The following is a 22,026-nucleotide window of genomic DNA, read 5'->3' on the forward strand; positions in this document are numbered from 1 at the left end:
CTTTTTATTGTGTGTGGGCAATAATCGGATAATCCCCCCGCTAAATTCTTCATTTATAAAAAGAAAGCTTTAATTGAAACAATCTCCTTTATTTATAAGGATATTATTTCAATTTGCATAGAAAGGTGATCAGTCCTTATGGCTATGCCAGTTTGGCTTAAAAAGTTTCAGCAGGCACTTTCCCCCGCGCAAATCATTGCTCTGAGCTTTTTGTTTGTTATCCTCCTTGGCGGGTTTCTTTTATCCTTGCCGATTTCTCACCAAGAAAATGTGGATGTCCCGGTCTTGGATGCTTTCTTCACCGCAGTTTCTGCCGTTTGTGTAACCGGCCTTGTAACCGTGACAACAGCCTCTACTTGGAGCCTTTTTGGAAAGCTGGTCATCCTCTTTTTAATACAGATCGGTGGCCTGAGTTTAATTACTCTGCTAACCTATTTTATGGTCAACTTTGGAAAAAAGGTTTCACTCAAAGACCGGCTCATGATTCAAACAGCTTTTAACCACTCCTCTTTAGGGGGGATGGTCAAAATGGTGCTTCTGGTCATTAAAGGCACCCTTGTTTGTGAAGCGCTTGGCGCGGCGATTCTATTTTTTTCTTTTGCTCATCAGGGTGTTGCTTGGCATAAAGCCTTGTTTTATGGCATCTTCCATGCCATATCGGCTTTTTGCAATGCAGGCTTTGATATAATAGGAGACCAAAGCCTGATTCCCTATTCTGCCAATTTACCCATTAATGTGGTAATCATGGCACTCATTATCATAGGCGGTATCGGATTCACCGTTTGGAAAGACTTTGTAAGCAAAATCATGTACTTCTTTTCTGCCCACATCAAGCAAAGGTATCATTTTTCTCTTCATACAAAGCTGGCGCTAATCACGACCATCGCCCTGATTGTAGGCGGAATGTTATTTTTTCTTATAGCGGAATACAACAATCCCCAAACCATTGGTGGCTTTTCACTGCCGCATAAGCTGTTGGCGGCGCTGTTTCAATCCGTTACGCTTCGAACAGCGGGGTTTGCAACCATTGCACAAAACGGCTTAACAGAAGCCTCTAAGCTGATTTCCAGCTTGTTGATGCTGGTTGGCGGTTCGCCGGGAGGAACGGCAGGCGGTATGAAAACCGTTACGCTGGCTATCATTGTATGCAGCGTTTGGTCCATTATAAAAGGCCGAAAAAACATTGTGGTTCTAAAGCGCACCATATCGGTTATTACCCTTCAAAAATCCCTGACCGTGATTGTGTTGATGCTGCTTCTGTTATTCATCGGAACCGCGATCCTTTCCGCAACAGAAGATCACACCGTATTTCCACACGGCATTTCCGATTTGCTGTTCGAGGTTTCATCGGCGCTGGGAACGGTTGGCCTTACTACAGGCATCACGCCCTACCTTTCGTCAATAGGCAAAAATGTTTTGATGCTGTGCATGTTTATTGGCAGAATCGGCCCCATAACCCTCATTATTTCATTGTCCCACAAAGTTCACAATGGGGATGATTTGTTGGGATACCCTGCTGAAGAAGTCATGATAGGATAAATTTTATTACTCCGAAAGGAACGTCTACCCATGAAGGATCAACTGTTGAACAGCATACAGGTTTCCCCCCATACACAATTTGCCGTGCTGGGCCTGGGAAAATTCGGCCGCAGCATAACCAAAACACTCTATGAAAATGGTCTGAATGTTTTATGCTGTGATTTGGATGAACATAAGGTGCAGGATGCTGCCGGTTATTCAACACATGCCTTCCAAGCTGATGTGTCGGAAAAAGCGGCTCTTGAAAAAATCGGGATCGGCAATTTCGATGTGGTGATCATTGCATTCAGCTCTGATTTTGAAGCAGCGGCTATTACCGCAACCATCGTTAAAGAGATGGGCGTGGGCTTTATTCTGGCAAAGGCCAACGGGCTGCGCCAAAAACAAATATTGGAATCCATCGGGGTTGATCGTGTTGTTCTGCCAGAAAAAGAAATGGGTGAACGAATTGCCTATGGCTTTATCACCAATGATTTGTTGGATTACATCCATCGGTCAGATAAATACGATATTATCGAAATGAAGCCCCTTCCCAAATGGATTGGAATCAGTCTACAAAAGCTTAGATTGCGCCAGACCGAGGGCATCAATATCATTGCTATTATCCGGGATAACGATGTGATGGCGGTTCTTGATGCACAAACAGAGCTGTTTACCACCGATAATCTGATTGTTTTAAAATCAAGACAGTAAGTGCTTGCTGCCAGCCTTTATTCTGGCCTGCCCTCATTAGAAAAATCGGGTTAAAACGGATGCTTTCTGGTATCCTTTTTAGCCCGATAATTCTGCTCTGAGGCAGCCGATACATTGTCTAAGGAGATACCCAATGGAGATTAAAAAGATCGCCCATGCATTTTCAGTGTGCAAACTCAACGATACAGCCGGATTGGACTTCACCCACGAATTTTTCTTCCTGAGCAAAACCGATGAAGAAATATCCCTGGTCTGCCCCACAGAGCATGTGCCCGCCAACACAACCGATCGAGACGATGGATGGAAAGCCTTTCGCATAGAGGGCACCTTGGATTTTTCTCTCATTGGGATTCTGGCCAAGCTTTCGGCTCTATTGGCAGAGAACCAAATCGGTATTTTTGCTATATCCACCTACAACACCGATTATATCCTGACCAAAGCCGAGAATTACTTAAAAGCATTGGCTATACTGGAGCAAGCAGGCTACCAGATTTGCTGAATGCATCCAATTTTCGCATGACCAAAACTGCAGCTAAAGCTACGTAAGTTATGGCTTAATTAAGAGTTGACTTATATATTTAGCAAGGCTATACTGTTAGAGGCTCATTATAGCTGTATAGGATTAAAACCGCAGCGTGGTTTTAAACAGCGGCAATCTGCCGCTAACCGCCTTCATGCTCATCTGCACCCAGTGCGTGTTCCCGGGCAAAGCCTGGGGCTTGAAAATTGCATAACCGTTTTGAAGCTATGTGAGCATAAAAGAAAGGGGTTTTTCTATGGAGCATATGAGGCAACTGAAAGCCTTGGCAGACAGCAGCCGTTACCAGATTATCCAGCTGCTGCTTCAAAAAACCTATTGTGTAAGAGCGTTGGCTAAAAAGCTATCCCTTTCAGCACCGGCCATTTCACAGCACTTAGCTGTCCTCAAGGAAGCCGGACTGATCGACAGCGGCAAACGAGGCTACCACACTCATTACACAGTCAACACCAAGGAACTTAAAGCCCTCTCCGCTGCTATTTGCTGCTTGGCTAAGGTGGAGCCGGACTACTGCAAAAGCAGCAACTGCGATGCTTTTGATGAAAAATTCTGCCAAAAAAAAGAATTCTGACAAGAAAAAAGGAGAAGAAATGCTGAAACGATTTTTATCCTATTACAAACCGCATAAACGCATATTTACACTGGATATGCTGGCTTCGCTGGCCATTGCACTGATTGCCATGGTTTATCCCATTGTCACCCGGCGCATGATGAACGATCTTATACCCAATAAGAATTATTCCATGATTTTGATGTATGGCAGTATGCTTTTGCTGGCTTATATCCTGCGGGCACTGCTGAAATATTTTGTGCAGTATTATGGTCACGTTATGGGTGTTGAAATACAGGCCGAGATGCGCCGGGATATGTTCCGGCATCAGGAAAAGCTGCCCTTTGCTTTCTTTGACAGCCACGAAACCGGCAACCTTATGTCCCGTATGACCAACGACCTGATGGATATTAGTGAGCTTGCCCACCACGGGCCGGAAAACATCATTATTTCCACCATCTCCATTGTGGCATCCTTTCTTTACTTATCCCACATCAACCTGATTTTAACCATCATCATTTTTAGCTGCTTGCCTTTATTGGCTGTGATTTCGGTTCACCTGCACCGCAGAATGCGCAGAGCCTTTGCCGACAGCCGCAAAAGCACTGGTGAAATCAATGCCTCACTGGAAAACAGCATCTCCGGCATTCGGGTTACTAAAGCCTTTACCAATGCCGAAAAAGAGCTGGAAAAGTTTGAAAAAGGCAATACCCGTTTTGTACAGGCCAAGGTGGATGCCTATAAGGCAATGGGGATGTTTTTTTCCTCCACCTCCTTTATCACCGATGTCTTTAACGTGATTGTTCTCATGGCAGGGGGCTTCTTCCTTTACCGCAACCAGATCAGCTTTGGGGATTATTCTGCCTTTATTGTATCCATCAATATTTTCATCACCCCGGTCAACTCGCTGATTCAGTTTATGGAGCAGTATCAGAACGGCATTACCGGCTTTGAGCGCTTTTTGGAAATTATGGATGCCCAGCCCGAATACCAGAATCCCGATGCCACCCCGCTGGAAAATGTGCAGGGTGATATTGTCTTTGAGGGAGTCACCTTCTCCTATGAGCAGGACGAAGCCGTTCTGGACAATCTCAGCCTTCATGTGGAAAGCGGCAAAACCTTGGCACTGGTGGGGCCTTCCGGTGGCGGCAAAACCACCATCTGCCACATCATTCCCAACTTTTATCAGATAGAATCCGGCCGTGTTCTTATTGACGGGCAGGATATCCGCAGCCTCACGCTGGATTCCCTGCGCAAAAACATTGGAATCGTGCAGCAGGATATTTATCTTTTCAACGCCAGCATTCGGGAGAATATCCACTATGGCCGCTTGGATGCCACCGACGAAGAAATTATTGAGGCTGCCAAAATGGCCAACATCCATGACTATATCATGAGCCTTGAGGATGGCTACGACACCCAGATCGGCGAGCGGGGTGCCCGGCTTTCCGGCGGGCAGAAGCAGCGGCTGAGCATCGCCCGGGTATTCCTGAAAAATCCGCCCATCCTGATTCTGGATGAGGCCACCAGCGCACTGGATAACACCACCGAAATCCTCATTCAGGAAGCTCTGGATAAGCTGTGCAAAGGGCGCACCACCATTGTGGTTGCCCACCGCCTTTCCACCATCAAAAACGCCCATGAAATCGCTGTGATTGACAACGGCCACATTGTGGAGCTGGGCACTCATGAGGCCCTTGTGGGGCTGGAGGGTGTTTACAGCAAGCTCTATAACATGCAGTTCCGGGGATAGTAATCAACGCTCCCCCTTGGGAGAAGACATAACTGCCTTTAACTTGAAGGCCTTATGGTTTTGATGCGTGATTCTTCCGAAGTCGAATTGATTTCGACGCAGGAATCCCATTTTTTTGCGCCCGAGCGGCGCAATCCGGGGGGCTATGGGGGGGCATTGGATGCCCCCCATAGAGGGTGTAGACTTTTGTCTACACCCTCAGAAGACCTGTTGAAACCTTGTGTTTCAGCAGGTCTTCTCTTTTTTCTTGGGGAAATATATTTGCCTTGCCAATGGTTATACTAAATCCATGGATAAAAAAGGATGGAATAGGGGGTTGCATGTGAAATCCTTATGGATGAACGATGATCAGGCAGACCACAGCGGCTCTGTGCTGCGGGGCAGCATTGAAACGGATACCGCCATTGTAGGCGGCGGGCTGGCCGGGGTGCTGTGCGCCACCATGCTCCGGGAGCGAGGCATCCCCAGCATTGTGGTGGAGGCCAAGCGGATCGGCATGGGTGTAACCGGCAACACCACAGCCAAGGTTACCGCTCAGCACGGCCTGATTTACCAGCAGGTTGCCAAACAATATGGACTGGGAGCGGCTAAAGCCTATTTGGCCGCCAACCAAGAAGCAGTGGAAAGCTACCGGCGGTTAGCCCAGAACCTGCCCTGTGATTTTGAGGAAAAAACCGCTTATGTTTACAGCCGGGATAACCGGCAAAAGCTGCGGGAAGAGGCAAACATCTACCGGCAAATAGGGGTAGCCCCCATTGTTCAGGAAAAGCCACCCCTCCCCATCCAAACGGTGGGGGCCTTGGGTATGGAAAGACAGGCTCAGTTCCATCCGCTGAAATTTCTCAGAGCTATAGCCGAAGGGCTGGAGATTTATGAAAACACTTTTGCTCGGGAAATTAAGCCGGGCAAAATTCTTACCGACCGAGGCAGCATTTCGGCTCGACGAATTATTCTGGCTACCCATTATCCCATGGTAAATGTGCGGGGGCTTTATTTCATGAAGCTTTATCAGCACCGTTCCTATGTTCTGGCGCTGACCGGAGCAAAAGACCCGGGCGGTATGTATATCGATGAGCAGGAAGGCGGGCTTTCCTTCCGCACCTACAAGGATTACCTGCTTCTGGGGGGCGGTGGTCACCAGACCGGCAAGAAGGGTGGCGGCTGGGATACTCTCCGGCAGGTAGCCCGCACGGCCTATCCCGGTGCGCAGGAGGAGTATGCCTGGGCCACCCAGGACTGCATGACACTGGATGCCATACCCTATATCGGCAGGCACCGAAAAAACAACCGAGAGCTTTATGTGACAACCGGCTTTAACAAATGGGGCATGACCGGCTCCATGGCGGCGGCAAAGCTGCTCAGTGATTTGATTGCCGAAGGGTCAAGCCGCTATGAGGCTCTCTTCTCCCCTTCCCGCTCTATGCTGCACCCACAGCTTTTCCTGAATATGGGGCAGGCTGCGGCGGGGCTGCTCACCTTCGGGAAAAAGTGCCCCCATATGGGCTGTACCCTGAAATGGAATTCCATGGAGCATACATGGGATTGCCCCTGCCACGGCTCCCGCTTTGATAAAGCAGGCAACCTAATCGATAATCCTGCCAAAAGGGGGCTTCACATTGAGTAGCTTTTTTCAGGGATGGTACTTCAAGCATCAAAAGGATGCGGAAACCCTTTCGATTATAGCAGGCCGGGCCGAGGAAAGCGCCTTTATGCAGGTCATCACACAGGAGGGCTCCTACCGTGTGCCCTATCCCCTCTCGGCATACCGCAAGGAAAGATCCCTCTGGCTGGCGGGGAACTATTTTTCCCCCAGCGGTATTCATCTCGCAGTCAGCCATAAAGATCTGGAGCTGACCGGCACTCTGCGATACACCGATCTCTCCCCTGCCGAGGGCGATATCATGGGGCCTTTCCGGTTTTTGCCCATGCAGTGCAGGCACGTTGTCATCAGTATGAACCATACTCTGACCGGAAAGCTCCGCCTCAATGGCCGTGAGCTTGATTTTACCGGAGGCAGGGGCTATATCGAAGGCGATTCCGGGCACTCCTTCCCCAAAAGCTACACATGGGTTCAGTGCAACCATTTCAAGCAAAACTGCTCCATTATGGCCTCGGTGGCCCACATTCCCTTTGCCGGGTCTTGGTTTTGGGGCTGTATCTGTGTAGTCTGGCTGGATGGCGTGCAGTATCGCTTGGCCACCTACCGGGGCGCGGAAATTAAGTGGCGAGATCATGAACAGCTTTGGCTTACACAAAAGGATTTGAGCCTGAAAATCCGCTTCTTGGAGCCTGCCGCCGGGCATGTGCTGGATGCACCCTTTGAGGGAAAAATGGATCGGCTGATTCGAGAAACACCCGCTACTCCTGCTTCTTTTGAATTCAAGCAGGGTGACCAAATCCTTTTTGAAGAGGAAAGCAAATTTGCCAGCTTTGAACACGTTTTATACTAAAAACGAAAGGAGCCGACTCTATGCAGCCACAGCCCCACGAAACCTTCCCCGCCCAGCATCAGAACCGGCAGCCCGGCCGGGAATCCGAAATGAACCCACAGCCTCAATACGATAACCCGGCCTATAAAGCCGCCGGCAAGCTGAGCGGCAAAAAGGCCCTCATAACAGGAGGCGACAGCGGAATCGGACGGGCAGTAGCGGTGGCATATGCCAAGGAAGGCGCCGACATCGCCATTGTTCATCTCTGCGAAAACCAGGATGCCGCCGACACAGCCCGTGCTGTAGAAAACCTTGGCCGAAAATGTGCGGTAATCCAAGCTGACCTGCGTGTGGAACAGAACGCTTTCCTAGCTACCCGGCAGGCAGTCGATGCATTGGGCACAGTGGATATCCTGATCAACAACGCAGCGGTTCAATACCCGCAGAACAGTATACTGGATATTACCAAGGAACAGCTTCTGAGCACCTTTGAAAGCAATTTCTTCTCCTGCTTCTATATGACCAAGGCGGCTTTGCCTCACCTTTCCAGCGGATGCACCATCATCAACACCGCCTCCATTACAGCCTTTGAAGGCAAGCCTACCCTCATCGATTATTCATCCACCAAGGGAGCCATTGTTTCCTTCACCCGTTCGATGGCTCTTTCCCTCATGGGGCTAGGAATCCGTGTCAATGCGGTGGCGCCCGGCCCGGTGTGGACTCCCCTGATTCCGGCCAGCTTCTCCCCACAGGAGGTGCAGACCTTTGGCTCCACCAGCCCCATGCAACGGGCCGCTCAGCCCTATGAGCTTGCGCCGGTTTATGTATTTTTGGGGTGTGAGGATTCCTCCAATGTATCCGGTCAGGTTTTTCATGTAAACAGCGGCACCATCATCAACTAGCTTCCAAATTCACTGCTTCACCTGAGCGCATTCCTTTCAAGCCCTAAGCGGCAGCTATTTTTTCCATCTAAAAAAACTCCACCCATATGGGCGGAGTTTTCTTGTATGGTCACCGTTGCTGTCAGCCTATACGGGTGCCTCTTTTGCCGATGCACAGGTATTGATAGCGTGCCGTATCCAGTGTGGCGGTAAGAACCGATTCAGGAGTGCTGTTCCGTTGTATCTGCTTTGCCAGTGCCTCCAGCAGAATCGGGCTGTTTCGGCTGAACAGGGGCTGTCTGCTAACGGAGGCGAAAAGCTTTGCAAGGTGCTTCTCCACCTCCGCAGGGTTTAAATAGCAAAGCCGCTCCTGTGCAATGGGAAAGCCTAACGCAGAAAACCACTGGTAATTCACGGCACACAGCGCATTGGAAAGTGAAAACAACAGCACCCCTCCCGGTTTGAGGCGCTTATGCAGCAGACCCAGCAGCCGTTTCCAACCGGCATATTGCTCCAAAGGGGAGGAGACATAAATATAATCGTACCGCTGATTTTCAAAGCCTTCGTGAAGGAAATCCAGCAGCTGCTGCTCGTGGCTGACAAACAGTGATTGATCACAAACAGCCTCCATATCCTCCCGGTACTGCTTCTGGGATGTGATGCCGTGCAGTGTGCAGGCAATTCCCCTTGACCGCAGCAGGTTGGATACCTGCAAGATCGTATCCCCAAAGCCGCAATCCACTCCCAAAACAGCGGCCGGGGTATTGACGGACGAAATGGTGGGCCAGATCTGATTCATCCCTATATAATCGTAATAAGCGCCGTTTTCCCATGGGTCCACCCCATGCTTCTCTACAAACATGCGGCGGCCTTTTTCCAGCGAGTTTTCCTGCAATTGTGCCTGCCTGCCGGTGACACTTCCATAGTGATGGCAAAATACATTGCGGCAAAGCATCTGCTTATAGCCCGCCCGACGGGCCCGAAGAGAAAAATCATCGTCCCAGAATTCCATTGTTTCAAAAAAGCGATCTGCAAAGCCGATTCGATTGAGCTTTTCGATGTCGTATACCGCAATAACCGGCATAATCCGGGCTCGCCGCTCCCACTTTTGCGGGTCGCTGTGGTTGTAAGACTCCGCAAACCGGGTCATTTCCTCCATGGTCTGGTAGTGCTCGGGGATTCCCTGCATATTGGATACATTGGGGGTGGTGGGTGTGGCGCTGACAATGGTGCTATCCGATTTCAGGCACTGCAAAAGCAGGGTAAGCCAATCCTTGGTGACAACGGTATCATTGCTGACAAAGGCGGCATAACGCCCCTCACAAACCCGGAAAGCGGCGGAAAACATAATCATGCGGACATTTTCTTTAAAGTGCAGCACCTTGGCCCCGGGGATGGATTCAAAGTAGACTTGGGTCTCATCCTGGCTGCCGTGATTGATGAGAATCAGCTCGTAGGAAAGATTGGTGTCGGTTTCCCGCAGGATGCTTTCCACGCACTGCCGGGTATATTCCAGCTTATCCTTTGCCGGAACAAAGATGGATACCTCCAGCGGCTTTTGCCTGCGGGCATAAAAGGTGTTGGCATGGTTGGGGGCGAATTCCTCCCGGTAATACCGGTGCATCCTTTTGGGATAAGGGCGCACATAAGCCCGGAAATAGATTTCCTCCCGCAGCTCCTGCAAAAAGCAGGGCAGCTGCAATGCGATCAAGCTCTTGGCGCTCGCTTCCTGCTCCTGCTGAAGGTTGAGGCGAATTTTTTCTAAGGTAAAGTGTACATTTTCCAGCTGGTTTTTCCAGACAGCTTCACCCTCAAGGTTTGGCAGGTGGCTGGCAATTTGCTCCGCCTCCTCCAGTTTTGTGGAAATTTGGATGGGAATTTCCACATCACAGGGGCTTTCTTTCCAGTCATCCGCCAGCTCCAGCATAGTGGCAAAGGCCTTCATAAGCTCAGTTCCCTGCACATCGGAGGCAAAGCGATAGGAAGGGGCTGTTTCTTGAATCATAACACTTTCTCCTTGCTGTATCGTTGTGATTGCTGTGGGGCTTACAGTATGAAAGCGTCCCCTTCCCGGTATTCCCGGAAGGATTGAAGCTCTAAATCCCGTTGGGAGAGGATCACCTGCTCCACCTGTTCCAAGGGCCACTCAATCCCCAGCTCCGGATCATCCCAGCGGATACCGGTATCCGCCTCGGGAAGAAAATCCCCGGCACACTGGTAGCCCACCAGAGCCTTTTGAGAAAGCACCAGAAAGCCATGGGCAAAGCCGGGAGGAATATACAGGGAAAGGCGATTGTCATAGCTCAGCTCATACCCTTCCCACTGGCCAAAGGTGGGGGAGCTTTTGCGGATATCCACAGCCACATCAAAAATGCGGCCCTGCAAAACACGAACCAGCTTTGCCTGAGGTGCCCGGTGCTGGAAATGCAGCCCCCGCACCACCCCATGGCGTGAAAAAGTCTCAAAGGTTTCAGAAAGCACCATAGCGGCACCCGACTGGGCAAAAATCCGGCGTTCAAAGCCTTTTTGAAAATAGCCTCGCTCATCTTCCGAGAAAAAAGCGGTAATCAAATACACCCCGGGTAAACGTCCTTTTTCAAACGAGATAGGCGGCATCAAATCATCCCTCCAAAGGACCGTTTTGTTCAAGAATCCAATCCATGGTACGGCACAGCCCCTGTTCAAAGGAAATCTCCGGAATAAATCCGGTATCCTCCCGCAGGTCAGCTGTATCAAAGGCCTGCAAGGGCAGGCTGACACCTTCAAAGGGAGCCTGCCCAAAGGAGGCGGACGCTTTTGGCGCCAGAAGCGCAAGCATCTGCTGAATAAATTCCCACAAGGGCTTTGCCTGACCGCTTCCAATGACATATTGGCAGAAGGGCCTTCCCCTTTGCCCCAGCAGCCGCAGAGCACGGGCTGCATCCTGCACATGAATAAAGTCGTAGTTCTGCGATGCCTTTGAGAACACCAAGGGCTCACCCATAGCTATTTTTCGCAGAGTGGTGTTTAGAAAGCGTGGGGAGCTTTCCCCCTCACCATAGGCATTGGTCAGAATGGGCCAGATGTGGCCAATTCCCCGCTCCACAGCGGCGGCTTCGCTGAAAAGGTGAGCCGCCAGCTTAGCAGAGGCATAGGCATGCCCCGGGCCGGGGCGTATCCCCCGCTCCTCCGATACGGCAAGAGCTTCCTTTTCCATAATGCTGCCTGCACCTATAAAGACTTGGCAGCCCAGCTTCGCCGCTGTATGAACAGCCTCTGCCGTATGCGCCGCATTGTCCATTTGAAGGCGAATATCCCGGCGGCTCTCCCCCGCTGTTCCTTCCCAGGCCAAATGATAGAAGCAATCCCATTCTCCCCGCACCAAAGCAGGGAGACCGTGCAGATTGGATAATTCCAACGCCACTGTCTGAAGAAGAGGATGTTCCGGAGCCTGCCTGCCCTCTCGAACCACAGCCAGAACCGGGATGCCGCAGGCAAGCAATTCGGCCACCAAAGCCCGGCCTACAAAACCGCCTGCGCCGGTAACCACTGCCCCCCGCATCAGAACCCCTCCGCCAGCGCCCGCCCCACGGTCTGGGCCATCACTTGCAGGTGCTTCTCCTCCAGCCCGGGATATACCCCGATCCAGAAGGAATCGTGAAGCACCCGCTCGGTTTCGGTCAGCTCCCCCACCACCCGGTAATGGGAAGTCCCCCGAATGTGATCAAAGCAAGGGTGCTTAATGATGTTGCCTGCAAAAAGGGTGCGGGTCTGGATGCCATGCTCTTCCAGATAGCCGGTAACCTGATTCCGAATAACACCTTCCCGGCAGGTCATGAGATATCCAAACCAGCTGGGCCGGGAATCCGGGCAGGGCCGGGGCAGAATCAGCCGGTGTGCATAAGGGGTGAGCAGCTCCTCCAGCCGGGCAAAATTTCCCCGGCGGCGCTGGACAAAATCCGGCAGCTTTTCCAGCTGGGCCACACCAATAGAGGCCTGTAAATCGGTGGCCTTTAAATTGTAGCCAAGGTGAGAATAGACATACTTATGATCATATCCCAGCGGCAGCTGGCCGAACTGGCGGCTGAACCGGCATCCGCAGCAGTTATCCTGCCCGGAAGCGCAAATACAATCCCGCCCCCAATCCCGCAGGGAACGTATAACCTTATGCAGCAACGGGTTGGAGGTATAAACCGCTCCCCCCTCCCCCATGGTGATGTGGTGGGGCGGGTAAAAGCTGGAGGTTCCAATATCCCCCATACTGCCGGTTTTGCCCCACGCCCCATCCAGACAGTATTCACTGCCCAGAGCATCGCAGTTATCTTCAATGAGCCAAAGATTGTTCCGGTCACAGAAAGCCTTGACAGCCGCTATATTAAAGGGGTTACCCAGTGTATGGGCTGCCATCACCGCCCGGGTTTTAGGGGTAAGCGCTTCTTCCAGCTGGGTGACATCAAGATTATATTGCCCCGGGGTCAAGTCGATGAAAACCGGCACCGCTCCGTATTGCAGAATGGGTGCAACAGTAGTGGGAAAACAGGCCGCCACCGTGATCACCTCATCGCCGGGCAGAATGCGCCGCTCCTTTAGCAAGGGGGAGGTCAGCGCCATAAAAGCCAGCAGGTTGGCTGAGGATCCAGAATTAACCAGACTGCAAAAACGTACCCCCAGATACTTCGCCAGCTCTTTTTCAAAGCGATCGGTATACTCTCCTGAGGTCAGCCAGAAATCCAGAGCGCCGTCTGTCAGGTTTTGCATTTCTTTCTGGTCATAGACTCGGGATGCATAGGGAATTCGAGTCGTTTTGATTCCTTTTTTTTGATGAAAGGCTGTATAATACTCCCCCACTGCTTCCAAAATCTTTTGCTTTGCCTGCTCCTGTGTAAGATTTTCCAGCATAGCTTAGGCTCCCTCCTCCATAAATTCTTGGATTTGGCGGTCCATCATAGCTGGGATATCCCCAGCCGCAAAATATTCCCGTGTCCATTCCACTGTTTTTTCCACAGCCTTTTTAATATCCCAGCGAGGCTTCCAGCCAAATGCAGAGCGGAGCAGAGAGCAATCCAGCCGCAAAAAATTCGCCTCAGGGAAAGCATCCTGCCGGGAAAGGGCCTCCCACCGGGCATCTTGCCCCCAATCCTTGCAAAACAGTTCTGCCAATGTCTGATTGTTTACACACCCTTCATCCCCGGGGCCTATGTTGTAACAGCCCGCTTTGGCAGGCTGCTGCGCCTGCTCCGCCGCCACCAGCAGATAGGCGTAAAGAGGTTCCAGCACGTGCTGATAAGGGCGGGTGGAGCGCGGATTGCGCAGCAAAACCGGCTGCTTCGCCTGCACCGCCCGCACACAATCGGGAATCAGGCGGTTTTCTGCAAAATCGCCGCCGCCGATTACATTGCCTGCCCGCATGGTGGAAACGGCAGGCCCGCCATCCGAAAAATATGTATCCCGAAAACAGTGGGTTACCAGCTCTGAACAGGATTTGCTGTTGGAATAGGGATCGTGGCCATCCAGTGTGTCGGTTTCCCGGTAGCCCCAACACCATTCCTTGTTTTGATAGACCTTATCGGTGGTGACATTGATAAAGGAACCGGCCCATTTCATCCGGCGCAGGCATTCCAGCAGCTTGACCGTGCCCATTACATTAACCTCGTAGGTTTCAAGGGGATTTTTAAACCCCTCCTGCACCAAGGGCTGGGCCGCAAGGTGCAGCACCACCTCCGGGCGGGCGGCTTTCAGCGCTTTGGAGAGCGTGTCCATATCCCGGATATCCCCCATCACAGAACAAATTTCCCTTTCCAGCCCGGACAACTCAAAAAGATTTTCCCCCTCCGGTGCCAAGGCGTAGCCAGTTACCTGAGCCCCAAGCCCCACTAGCATCCGGCAGAGCCACGAGCCTTTAAACCCGGTATGCCCGGTTACAAAAACCCGCTTGCCGCTGTAGAATTTTTCTAGTTCCAAAGCTTCCAAGGCGCACCTCCTGTTTCCCATAGCTGTTCCAAATGGGCTTTATCCCGCTGGGTATCCATACACTGCCAGAAGCCGGTGTGTTTATAGGCGGCTAATTGGCGTTCACGAGCCAGATTTTTCAGCGGCTCTCTTTCAAATATACTCTCGTCGCCGCCAATATATTCAAATACCTGAGGCTCCAGCACCATAAACCCGCCGTTGATCCAGCCCATATCCACAGCGGATTTTTCCCGAAAGGCTGTGATCTCGTCCTCCTCAATATCGGCCATTCCAAAGCGCCCCTCCGGCTGCACCACCGTAATGGTTGCCAGCTTTCCCTTTTCCTGATGAAAAGCCAGCAGTTTTTGGATATCCACATCCGAAACGCCGTCTCCATAGGTCACCATAAAAGGCTGGTTTTCCGTGTATTCCCGGATGCGCCGGATACGCCCGCCGGTCATGGTATGCAGGCCGGTGTCAATGAGCGTGACCTTCCACGGCTCCGCTGCGCTGGTATGGATCTCCATGGAGTTTCCATCCCGGTAATCAAAGGTGACATCGCACTGGTGGAGAAAATAATCGGCAAAATAGCGCTTGATCACCTCTGCCTTATAGCCGCAGCAAATGATGAATTCATGAAAGCCGTGGGCCGCATAGCTTTTCATAATATGCCAGAGAATGGGCTTTCCTCCTATCTCGATCATGGGCTTGGGCCGCAGATGGGATTCCTCAGCAATACGGGTTCCAAAGCCACCGGCCAGCAATACAACTTTCATTCTCTATGCCTCCGTTCTGCCTGATGAACAGGCTCTTTGCAGGTTAATCTGCCTGATTCAATTTATGCATAAGTTCTCTTCTCTGTGAAAATGCCTTGTACATTCGGAGGGTTCTTCGCAGGCCCTAAGATTTTAAGGTTATTTTAATTTGCCCCGTTTATTCTGAACACATAGTCGAAAAAAGCGGCTTTAGATGCATAGAGCAGGGGGTAACAATCTTTGACACAAAAGCTAAATAAGCCTATACGCAAAAAGGTGATCAGCCTTTCGGCCATCGCACTGGCTGGCGGCCTGGTGGCACTTTCCGCCTTCACCTTCGGCAATCAAAAGGAAGAAACAACCGAAACAGTTTATCGGGAAAATACAGTAACCAGAGGCGATCTGGTTGTGGGTGTAACCGAATCGGCCACGGCCACACTCAAAACCCACAACATCACCTTTGATACCTCTGCGGAGATTGAGGAAGTCTTTGTCAAGGCGGGGCAAAGAGTTTCGGAGGGAGACCCCATTGTGAGCCTTTCGCTTGAAAGCCTTCAGGAAAATTATGAATCGCTGCAAACGGATTATAAAAAGCTCCAGTTGGAATATGAGCAAGCCAAAGTTGATCAGCAGCTGGGCCAGATCGAGGCTAAGCAGACCTACGATAGCGCTGTGGCCAAATCCGGCAACGCCGATTCTACATACAGCCTGACCATTGAAAAGCTGGAGCTGGCAATCACCCGGGCTAAAACCTCCATGTCTGAAATCCGCACCAAAATTCGCTCCTATACCAAGGCCATCAACGACATGGACGATGGCTACTACGATGATCTGGACGATGCCAAGGAAGAATATGAAGCCGTTAAGGCAGAGCTTACAGCGGCTAAAAAAGAGCTGCTCAAAGCAACCGATCAGGATGAGATCGATGCCCTTTCTGAAAAGGTTAACGACCTTGAAGCAGCGACCGATTATGCCGAGGCAGTCTATGAAGGCCTCAGCGATGAGGTTACCACCGATTATTCCAACATGACCACAGAGGAATTGATCTCCAAACGCCAGACCGCCAAGGAAGATTTGGAGGATGCCTATACCTCGCTGGAAGAGGCAGAAAACAATCTGGAGCTGAAAAAGCTGGAGGCGGAGCAAACCAAGGATAATACCCTCAGCTCCGGCGATAATGCCCAGATTGTTTATGATATGACCCTTTCACAGCTGCAAAATTCGCTCACCAGCAAGGAGCTGTCTTTGAATAGCGCCAAGAAATCTTTGGATGAGGTTGCGGCCTATCTGAATAATGGGGTTCTCACGGCACCCTGTGATGGTGTGGTAGCCTCGGTCAGCTATTCAGCCGGTGATACCGCCCCCGCAAACAACGCAATTGCGGTGATTTCCGACAGCAGCAATGTGTTTGTGTATGTCTCGGTGGCACAGGATGATATTTCCAGCATTTCGCTGGGTCAGGAAGCTACACTGACCATGGATGCCTTTGAGGATGAAACCTTCACCGGCATTATCGACAGTATCTCCACCACACCGGCCCGAAGTGCCTCCGGCACGGCCAGCTACAATGTAACGGTAAAAGTGGAGGGTGATGTTGCTCAGATTTTTGAGGGCATGACCGGCTCCCTGACCTTGATTACACGGCAGCAGCAGAATGTTCTGTATGTCTCCAACCGTACCGTATATGAAAAGGACGGCCAGCAATATGTCAAAGTAAAAACCGAAAGCGGCGAAATCAGCGAAGCTTTGGTGGAAACCGGCTTTTCGGATGGTCGGAACGTAGAAATCACTTCTGGACTTGAAGAAGGGCAGACTGTCCTGATTGAAAGTCAGGTGGTGTCCGCCCAATGACCTTCTCAGAGATTTTCCACTTGGTATGGCTGAATATTATCGAGAACAAATTCAAGGTTGTGCTCACATCCATCGGCATCATTGTCGGTTCCGCTACCATTGTGCTGGTTATTGCAGTGGGCCGGGGCGGCCGTATGGATGTGGAGGATCAGTTTAAAAACCTCAACGCCGCATCCATTGAAATTTCCACCACCTCCACCTCCTCCGGCAGAGCTGGTGGAGGTGGTATGCCGGGTGGCGGCGGAGGTGGAGGTATGGCCAGAGGGGGCAGCGGCGGCGGAGCCCGAACCGGCGGTGCCAATCCGGGCGGCGGCGGTATGGAGGGTGGCCCGCCTATGATGGATTTCTTTGGCAGCTTCCGTGAAGTTGCCGCTACCCTGACCTATGAGGATGCAGAGGATATCCAGCTGTTTATCTCTAATGTTTCAGCGGCAACTATATCCGCCTCCACCAAAAGTGATGTGCTGGGCGGCAATCTGGAAGAAGCCGAGGAACACACCATCGCCGGGGTGAAGCCCGAATATGCCCAGATCAGCAACCTGAGCCTGTATATCGGCGATTTTATCACCAGCGATGATGAAGAAAACAAGGCTAAAAACTGTGTGTTGGGCTATGAGCTGGCTTTGAAACTGTTTGATACGGTAGCCGAAGCCTATGACAGCGTGATCACCATCAACGATGTCAGCTTTGTGGTCAGCGGTATCTTGCAGGAAATGGGCACGGTTTCTTCCGGCATCAGCCCCGATGAGGCGGTGTATATCCCTTATTCCGCAGCAGAGAAATACATCCTCAGCCGGGATGCTTCCCCGCAGCTAACCGTGGTTGCGGCCAATGTAAGCGATGTGGAAAAAGTCAGCGAAAATGTAAAAATTCTTCTGGATGAAAACTACCCCGGTGCACCCTTCACTATTTCGGATGCGGGCAGCAAGATGGAGGCAGCCGCAAAATCTTCCGAGACCCTCTCCATGCTGCTGGGCGCTGTGGCTCTCATTGTATTTTTGGTGGGCGGCATCGGCATCATGAACGTTTTGTTTGTATCGGTCAAAGAGCGTACCAAGGAAATCGGCATCCTGAAAGCCTTGGGAATGTCCCGCAAAGACGTGCTGCTGGAATTTTTGCTGGAGGCTACTATGATCAGCGTGTTCGGGGGCGCAGCCGGAGTGGCCCTGAGCCTTGGGGTGATTCCCATTGCCCGCACCTTTGGTGTGCGTATGGAGCCTATCTTCTATGGCTATTTAATCGCTTTTCTTTTTGCGGTTGCTACCGGCACCATTTTCGGTTTTTATCCTGCTAATAAAGCATCAACTTTAGTACCTGTGGAGGCACTCAATCATGAATAAAAAATGCAGAGCATTTCTTGGTCTTTCCATCGCCGTTCTACTGCTTTCTACCGGCTGCTCCACCGGGGCCCAGCCCCAGGAGGCACAGTCTTCCCAACAGGCCACCAAGCAGATATACGGCAAAATCACCACCATCAACGGCAACGAGATCACCTTAAAGGTGGGAACCCTGCGCCAGCAGCAAAGGCAAGGTCCAGAAGGCGAGGGTGAGCGCTCCCGCCCGGACCGCAGTCAGGAAAATGCCTCTGGTTCGGAGGAGGTAGCTGGGCAGGATGAAAGCAGACCCGAGGGCTCCCGCCCCAGTGGCAGCCGGCCGGAAGGCGCAGGCGGTGAAGGCAGGCAGGGCCGCCCCGGAGGAAACGTTCAGGCCGATGCTTCCGGCGAGGAACAGCCGGCCAGCCCGGATGGACAGCAAGCAGTTCCTGAAGACGGTGAGCAAGGCGGCCCCGAGGGCGGCCAAGGCAGGCCGGGTGGTCAGGGTGGCCCCGGTGGCGGTCAAGGCGGGATGCGCAATACCGTGAAGCTGGAATATACCGGTGAAGAAACCACTTGGCTCATTCCTGTTTCTGCCACCATCACAGCCGGTGAGGGCGACAGCGCCAGTGAAGTTCGTTTCACCCAGCTTGCCGTGGATAACATTGTCTGCCTGACTGTGCCGGAGGAAGACCCCGCTTCCATTCTCTCCGTTCAGGTGTTACAATAATGGGAGAGGCAACCACACAGTCTGTCATCCAAATGGAGGGCATCTGCAAGGGGTATCAAATGGGTGCTCAAGCCTTGCAGGTGCTCAAGAACATCGATTTTCATGTGCAGGAGGGGGAATTTGTGGCTGTGCTTGGCCCTTCCGGGTCAGGAAAATCCACCCTCATGAATATTATCGGCTGCATGGATACAGCGGATACCGGTGAATATTTCATCTCAGGCAGCGCAGTCCATGCCATGTCGCAGGCAGAGCTGGCCAATTTGCGCAACGCCAAAATCGGGTTTATTTTTCAGAAATACCATTTGATCCCCCAATATTCTGTTTTGCAAAACATCATCATGCCGCTGCTGATTCGGGGCATTCCCCGCAGGCAGGCCCAGCAGGACGCCATGGAAACCATTGAAATGCTCGGCATGCAGGAACGCCTTGCCCACAAGCCCTCGGAGCTTTCCGGCGGCCAGCAGCAGCGTGTTGCAGTGGCCCGAGCCTTGGTGGGGCACCCCCGCCTGCTTCTGGCCGATGAACCCACCGGTGCGCTGGATTCCACAACCGGGCAGGATGTTTTGGGGCTTTTCAAAAAACTGAACCAAGCGGGGCATACTATTATTATGATCACCCATGATCTCACAGTAGCGGCTCATGCTCAGCGCATTGTCAAGATCATTGACGGCGAGCTTTTTATTTAAAAACAGTTTGGCTAATCATCGGTACCCCCGGAGAGAGGAGAGCGGTCTATGCGTGCGTTGGTTATTGAGGACGATGTCCACCTTTCGGACGCAATCTGCACCAGTATCGCCGAATTGGCGGAAACCCAGCAAGCCTTTGACGGTGACGAAGGGCTTTTTCAAGCCATGCAGAATATTTTTGATATCATCATTCTGGATATTATGCTGCCCGGTATGAATGGCTACGAGGTGCTCAGCGCCCTGCGCCGGGGAGGTATTTCCACCCCCGTTCTGATCCTCACCGCCAAGGATGGGCTGGATGATAAAATCAAAGGCTTTCAGCTGGGTGCAGATGATTATTTGCCCAAGCCCTTTCACCGGGAAGAGCTTCTCCTGCGATTGGAGGCAATTCTGCGCCGCACCAGCAGCGGCTTCCGGGAACACAGCCTTATTTTCAAGGAGCTGGCTCTCGATCCGCTTACCCGTGCTGTCACCATCGGCGGCGAGGCGGTGGAGCTGCACGGCAAGCAGTTTGATATTCTTGAATACCTGATCGCAAACCAGAATATCATCCTCACCCGGGAGCAAATTTTTGATCGGGTGTGGGGCTTTGATTCCGAAACCGGCACCAATGTGCTGGAGGTTTACGCCAGCAATCTGCGCAAGACCCTCAAGCTCTACGGCTACGACCGCTATATCCAGACTGTCCGGGGTATGGGTTATATCCTGCGTGACCGGGGGGATGAGCATGCGTGATACGGTGGCGAGAAAGCAGCAGCTCAAGCATACCCTCTATAATTTTATCGCTTTTTCTTTTATCTTCGCCGTATTTGGGCTGATTCTGTTTTTCCAGCTCCAAACCTCCATCTTCTCCAAGATTGACCGGGATTTGGAGAGGGCCCACAGCGAAATTCTGGATCGAGCGGATTTTATTGAGGATCAGACCACTTTCGATTTTGATGCTGCCAACAAGCTTCACGGAGAACCCCCGCAAGGGCGGCGGGGCCTGATGATTCCGCCCCGCATCACACCCATTGTGCGGGATAGCAGCGGCACCATCCAAAACCAGCGCTCGCTGGGCCGCATTTTCTATGAAAGTGATTTGGCCTTGCTTTCCTTCAGCCCTGCCATGGGCGAAAAGCCCATGACTATCCGGCTGGAGAATCAGTTTTATTACCGCTGCATCACCTTCCCTGTAACAGACAGTCAGGGTGTGCAGTATTATGTTCAGCTGGTATCCAACGTGGATGGCGAGCGCAGTGTTGTGGATCACTTTCTGCGCTGGCTGTTGATCTGTCTGGGTGTGTTCATCCCGCTGTCTATCGGGGCCAGCTATGTTCTTTCTCAGCAAACCATGCGCCCTGTCCTTGAAGCGTGGAAAAGGCAGACTGAATTTGTTCAGGATGCCTCCCATGAGCTGCGCACCCCTCTCACTGTGATACAAAACAAGCTGGAAACCCTGCTCACCATGCCGGATGCCCGCATTTTGGAACAATCGGGCAGCATCGTGCTTTCGCTGACCGAGACCCGCCGCCTCACCAAGCTCACCGCAGACCTGATGACACTGGCCCGTTCCGACAGCGGCCAGACCATGCTGGAAAAGGAAACTCTTCAGCTGGATGAAATTGCAGCCACCGTTGCCGAGCCTTATATCGAGCTGGCGGAGCTGCAAAGCAAAGTCATGGAGCTTCAGCTTGGCTTTGGGGGTTCTCTTTGCGCTGACCGTGGGCGTATCCAGCAGCTCTTGGTGATTCTCATGGATAATGCCCTCAAATACACCGAGCAGGGCGATACCATCACAGTCAGCACCCGGGGGGATGGCAACTGGGTTTCCATTCAAGTGCGTGACACCGGCATCGGCATCAGCGAAGCGGGGCGCAGCCGGGTGTTTGACCGTTTTTACCGGGAGGATAAAGCCCGTTCCCGTGCGGGGGGCGGCACCGGGCTGGGGCTTTCCATCGCCAAGTGGATTGTGGAGCAGCATGTAGGCTCTATTAAAATTGAAGCCAATTACCCAAAAGGAACGGCTGTTACCGTTAAGCTGCCACACTAAAATCTTAGAAATACAGAAAAAGCTGTTGACAAATCGGATGCGATGACATATAATACCAACAAATTAAGAAACCTTTGAGCAAGAAAAGTAGGATTAATCGGGTGTATCCAGAGAGTTGCCTATTGGTGCGAAGGCAGCAGCACAGATTCTTTTGAATGGTCTTGCGAGGGCGGCTTGAAACCTTTTTGGGAGTAGACGCTGACGGGATCCCCTGCCGTTATCAGTGGGGTGCATATGATGGTATGCAAAATGAGTGGATGAATTTATTTTCATCAATTTGGGTGGTATCGCAGAAGCCTTCAAGCTTTTGTCCCTGTATGGGGACAAAGGCTTTTTTATTACCCAAAA

Annotated in this window: 20 protein-coding genes and 1 other annotated feature; of the genes, 14 read left to right on the plus strand and 6 right to left on the minus strand. The window is 51.7% G+C overall.

Going from position 1 to position 22,026, the window contains the following annotated elements:
* The first annotated feature begins 138 nt into the window (after positions 1-138).
* The 8 genes from U6B65_07530 (at position 139) to U6B65_07565 (ending at position 8,404) form a co-directional block, all read left to right on the plus strand.
* Complete coding sequence (locus tag U6B65_07530; GenBank protein WRS26206.1) at positions 139-1,539, plus strand: potassium transporter TrkG; 1,401 nt, start codon at positions 139-141, stop codon at positions 1,537-1,539.
* Positions 1,540-1,569: 30 nt separating this feature from the next.
* Positions 1,570-2,232 (plus strand): TrkA family potassium uptake protein, encoded by a 663-nt coding sequence (locus U6B65_07535; protein WRS26207.1) that lies wholly within the window; start codon positions 1,570-1,572, stop codon positions 2,230-2,232.
* Positions 2,233-2,365: 133 nt separating this feature from the next.
* Positions 2,366-2,731 carry an ACT domain-containing protein gene (locus U6B65_07540; protein WRS26208.1) on the plus strand — a complete coding sequence of 122 codons (366 nt, stop codon included), beginning with the start codon at positions 2,366-2,368 and terminating at the stop codon, positions 2,729-2,731.
* Between the two features lie 277 nt (positions 2,732-3,008).
* Complete coding sequence (locus U6B65_07545) at positions 3,009-3,341, plus strand: metalloregulator ArsR/SmtB family transcription factor (GenBank protein WRS26209.1); 333 nt, start codon at positions 3,009-3,011, stop codon at positions 3,339-3,341.
* Positions 3,342-3,360: 19 nt separating this feature from the next.
* Positions 3,361-5,073, plus strand: coding sequence for an ABC transporter ATP-binding protein (locus U6B65_07550; protein WRS26210.1), 1,713 nt, complete (start codon positions 3,361-3,363; stop codon positions 5,071-5,073).
* A gap of 322 nt (positions 5,074-5,395) precedes the next feature.
* On the plus strand, positions 5,396-6,697 hold the full coding sequence (locus tag U6B65_07555; protein WRS26211.1) for an FAD-dependent oxidoreductase: 1,302 nt from the start codon (positions 5,396-5,398) through the stop codon (positions 6,695-6,697).
* A complete protein-coding gene (locus U6B65_07560) occupies positions 6,690-7,523 on the plus strand; it encodes a tocopherol cyclase family protein (protein ID WRS26212.1) in 834 nt (277 codons plus the stop codon). Before U6B65_07555 ends, U6B65_07560 begins: the two co-directional genes overlap by 8 nt.
* A gap of 20 nt (positions 7,524-7,543) precedes the next feature.
* On the plus strand, positions 7,544-8,404 hold the full coding sequence (locus U6B65_07565; GenBank protein ID WRS26213.1) for an SDR family oxidoreductase: 861 nt from the start codon (positions 7,544-7,546) through the stop codon (positions 8,402-8,404).
* 121 nt (positions 8,405-8,525) lie between these two features.
* Here the strand turns inward: U6B65_07565 and U6B65_07570 are convergent, their stop codons facing one another.
* Genes U6B65_07570 through rfbF form a run of 6 tightly spaced genes read right to left on the minus strand, consistent with a single transcriptional unit; the run spans position 8,526 to position 15,087 of the window.
* Positions 8,526-10,388, minus strand: a complete 1,863-nt coding sequence (locus tag U6B65_07570) for a glycosyltransferase (protein ID WRS26214.1) — start codon at positions 10,386-10,388, stop codon at positions 8,526-8,528.
* Between the two features lie 41 nt (positions 10,389-10,429).
* Entirely contained in the window at positions 10,430-10,999 is a 570-nt protein-coding gene (gene rfbC, locus U6B65_07575; GenBank protein ID WRS26215.1) for a dTDP-4-dehydrorhamnose 3,5-epimerase, read from the minus strand.
* A gap of 4 nt (positions 11,000-11,003) precedes the next feature.
* On the minus strand, positions 11,004-11,924 hold the full coding sequence (locus U6B65_07580; GenBank protein WRS26216.1) for an NAD(P)-dependent oxidoreductase: 921 nt from the start codon (positions 11,922-11,924) through the stop codon (positions 11,004-11,006).
* A complete protein-coding gene (gene rfbH / locus U6B65_07585; protein ID WRS26217.1) occupies positions 11,924-13,261 on the minus strand; it encodes a lipopolysaccharide biosynthesis protein RfbH in 1,338 nt (445 codons plus the stop codon). The genes U6B65_07580 and rfbH overlap by 1 nt, the downstream gene beginning before the upstream one ends.
* Positions 13,262-13,264: 3 nt before the next feature.
* Entirely contained in the window at positions 13,265-14,323 is a 1,059-nt protein-coding gene (gene rfbG / locus U6B65_07590; GenBank protein WRS28923.1) for a CDP-glucose 4,6-dehydratase, read from the minus strand.
* On the minus strand, positions 14,314-15,087 hold the full coding sequence (gene rfbF, locus U6B65_07595; protein WRS26218.1) for a glucose-1-phosphate cytidylyltransferase: 774 nt from the start codon (positions 15,085-15,087) through the stop codon (positions 14,314-14,316). The genes rfbG and rfbF overlap by 10 nt, the downstream gene beginning before the upstream one ends.
* 219 nt (positions 15,088-15,306) lie before the next feature.
* On the opposite strand from rfbF, the gene U6B65_07600 reads away from it, so the two are divergent.
* Genes U6B65_07600 through U6B65_07625 form a run of 6 tightly spaced genes read left to right on the plus strand, consistent with a single transcriptional unit; the run spans position 15,307 to position 21,678 of the window.
* Positions 15,307-16,917, plus strand: coding sequence for an efflux RND transporter periplasmic adaptor subunit (locus U6B65_07600; protein ID WRS26219.1), 1,611 nt, complete (start codon positions 15,307-15,309; stop codon positions 16,915-16,917).
* The gene (locus tag U6B65_07605) at positions 16,914-18,257 is read left to right on the plus strand and encodes an ABC transporter permease (GenBank protein ID WRS26220.1); all 1,344 of its coding nucleotides are present in this window, start codon (positions 16,914-16,916) and stop codon (positions 18,255-18,257) included. Before U6B65_07600 ends, U6B65_07605 begins: the two co-directional genes overlap by 4 nt.
* Positions 18,250-18,960: a hypothetical protein gene (locus U6B65_07610; GenBank protein ID WRS26221.1), complete on the plus strand. Its 711-nt coding sequence runs from the start codon at positions 18,250-18,252 to the stop codon at positions 18,958-18,960. The genes U6B65_07605 and U6B65_07610 overlap by 8 nt, the downstream gene beginning before the upstream one ends.
* A complete protein-coding gene (locus tag U6B65_07615; protein WRS26222.1) occupies positions 18,960-19,646 on the plus strand; it encodes an ABC transporter ATP-binding protein in 687 nt (228 codons plus the stop codon). Before U6B65_07610 ends, U6B65_07615 begins: the two co-directional genes overlap by 1 nt.
* Before the next feature lie 48 nt (positions 19,647-19,694).
* The gene (locus U6B65_07620; protein ID WRS26223.1) at positions 19,695-20,381 is read left to right on the plus strand and encodes a response regulator transcription factor; all 687 of its coding nucleotides are present in this window, start codon (positions 19,695-19,697) and stop codon (positions 20,379-20,381) included.
* The gene (locus U6B65_07625; GenBank protein WRS26224.1) at positions 20,374-21,678 is read left to right on the plus strand and encodes a HAMP domain-containing sensor histidine kinase; all 1,305 of its coding nucleotides are present in this window, start codon (positions 20,374-20,376) and stop codon (positions 21,676-21,678) included. The genes U6B65_07620 and U6B65_07625 overlap by 8 nt, the downstream gene beginning before the upstream one ends.
* Positions 21,679-21,743: 65 nt before the next feature.
* Positions 21,744-21,996: a binding site (T-box leader), on the plus strand.
* The last annotated feature ends 30 nt before the right edge of the window (positions 21,997-22,026 follow it).

It is taken from the genome of Oscillospiraceae bacterium MB08-C2-2 (genome assembly GCA_035621215.1).
GTDB lineage: Bacteria > Bacillota > Clostridia > Oscillospirales > Ruminococcaceae > WRAV01.

Coding starts and splice junctions, on each gene's coding strand:
- U6B65_07545 (WRS26209.1), top strand. CDS start 3,009: ATGGAGCATATGAGGCAACTGAAAGCCTTGGCAGACAGCAGCCGTTAC.
- U6B65_07570 (WRS26214.1), bottom strand. CDS start 10,388: ATGATTCAAGAAACAGCCCCTTCCTATCGCTTTGCCTCCGATGTGCAG.
- U6B65_07610 (WRS26221.1), top strand. CDS start 18,250: ATGAATAAAAAATGCAGAGCATTTCTTGGTCTTTCCATCGCCGTTCTA.
- U6B65_07530 (WRS26206.1), top strand. CDS start 139: ATGGCTATGCCAGTTTGGCTTAAAAAGTTTCAGCAGGCACTTTCCCCC.
- U6B65_07615 (WRS26222.1), top strand. CDS start 18,960: ATGGGAGAGGCAACCACACAGTCTGTCATCCAAATGGAGGGCATCTGC.
- rfbF (WRS26218.1), bottom strand. CDS start 15,087: ATGAAAGTTGTATTGCTGGCCGGTGGCTTTGGAACCCGTATTGCTGAG.
- U6B65_07580 (WRS26216.1), bottom strand. CDS start 11,924: ATGCGGGGGGCAGTGGTTACCGGCGCAGGCGGTTTTGTAGGCCGGGCT.
- U6B65_07620 (WRS26223.1), top strand. CDS start 19,695: ATGCGTGCGTTGGTTATTGAGGACGATGTCCACCTTTCGGACGCAATC.
- rfbC (WRS26215.1), bottom strand. CDS start 10,999: ATGCCGCCTATCTCGTTTGAAAAAGGACGTTTACCCGGGGTGTATTTG.
- U6B65_07540 (WRS26208.1), top strand. CDS start 2,366: ATGGAGATTAAAAAGATCGCCCATGCATTTTCAGTGTGCAAACTCAAC.
- U6B65_07565 (WRS26213.1), top strand. CDS start 7,544: ATGCAGCCACAGCCCCACGAAACCTTCCCCGCCCAGCATCAGAACCGG.
- U6B65_07535 (WRS26207.1), top strand. CDS start 1,570: ATGAAGGATCAACTGTTGAACAGCATACAGGTTTCCCCCCATACACAA.
- U6B65_07605 (WRS26220.1), top strand. CDS start 16,914: ATGACCTTCTCAGAGATTTTCCACTTGGTATGGCTGAATATTATCGAG.
- rfbH (WRS26217.1), bottom strand. CDS start 13,261: ATGCTGGAAAATCTTACACAGGAGCAGGCAAAGCAAAAGATTTTGGAA.
- U6B65_07625 (WRS26224.1), top strand. CDS start 20,374: ATGCGTGATACGGTGGCGAGAAAGCAGCAGCTCAAGCATACCCTCTAT.
- U6B65_07550 (WRS26210.1), top strand. CDS start 3,361: ATGCTGAAACGATTTTTATCCTATTACAAACCGCATAAACGCATATTT.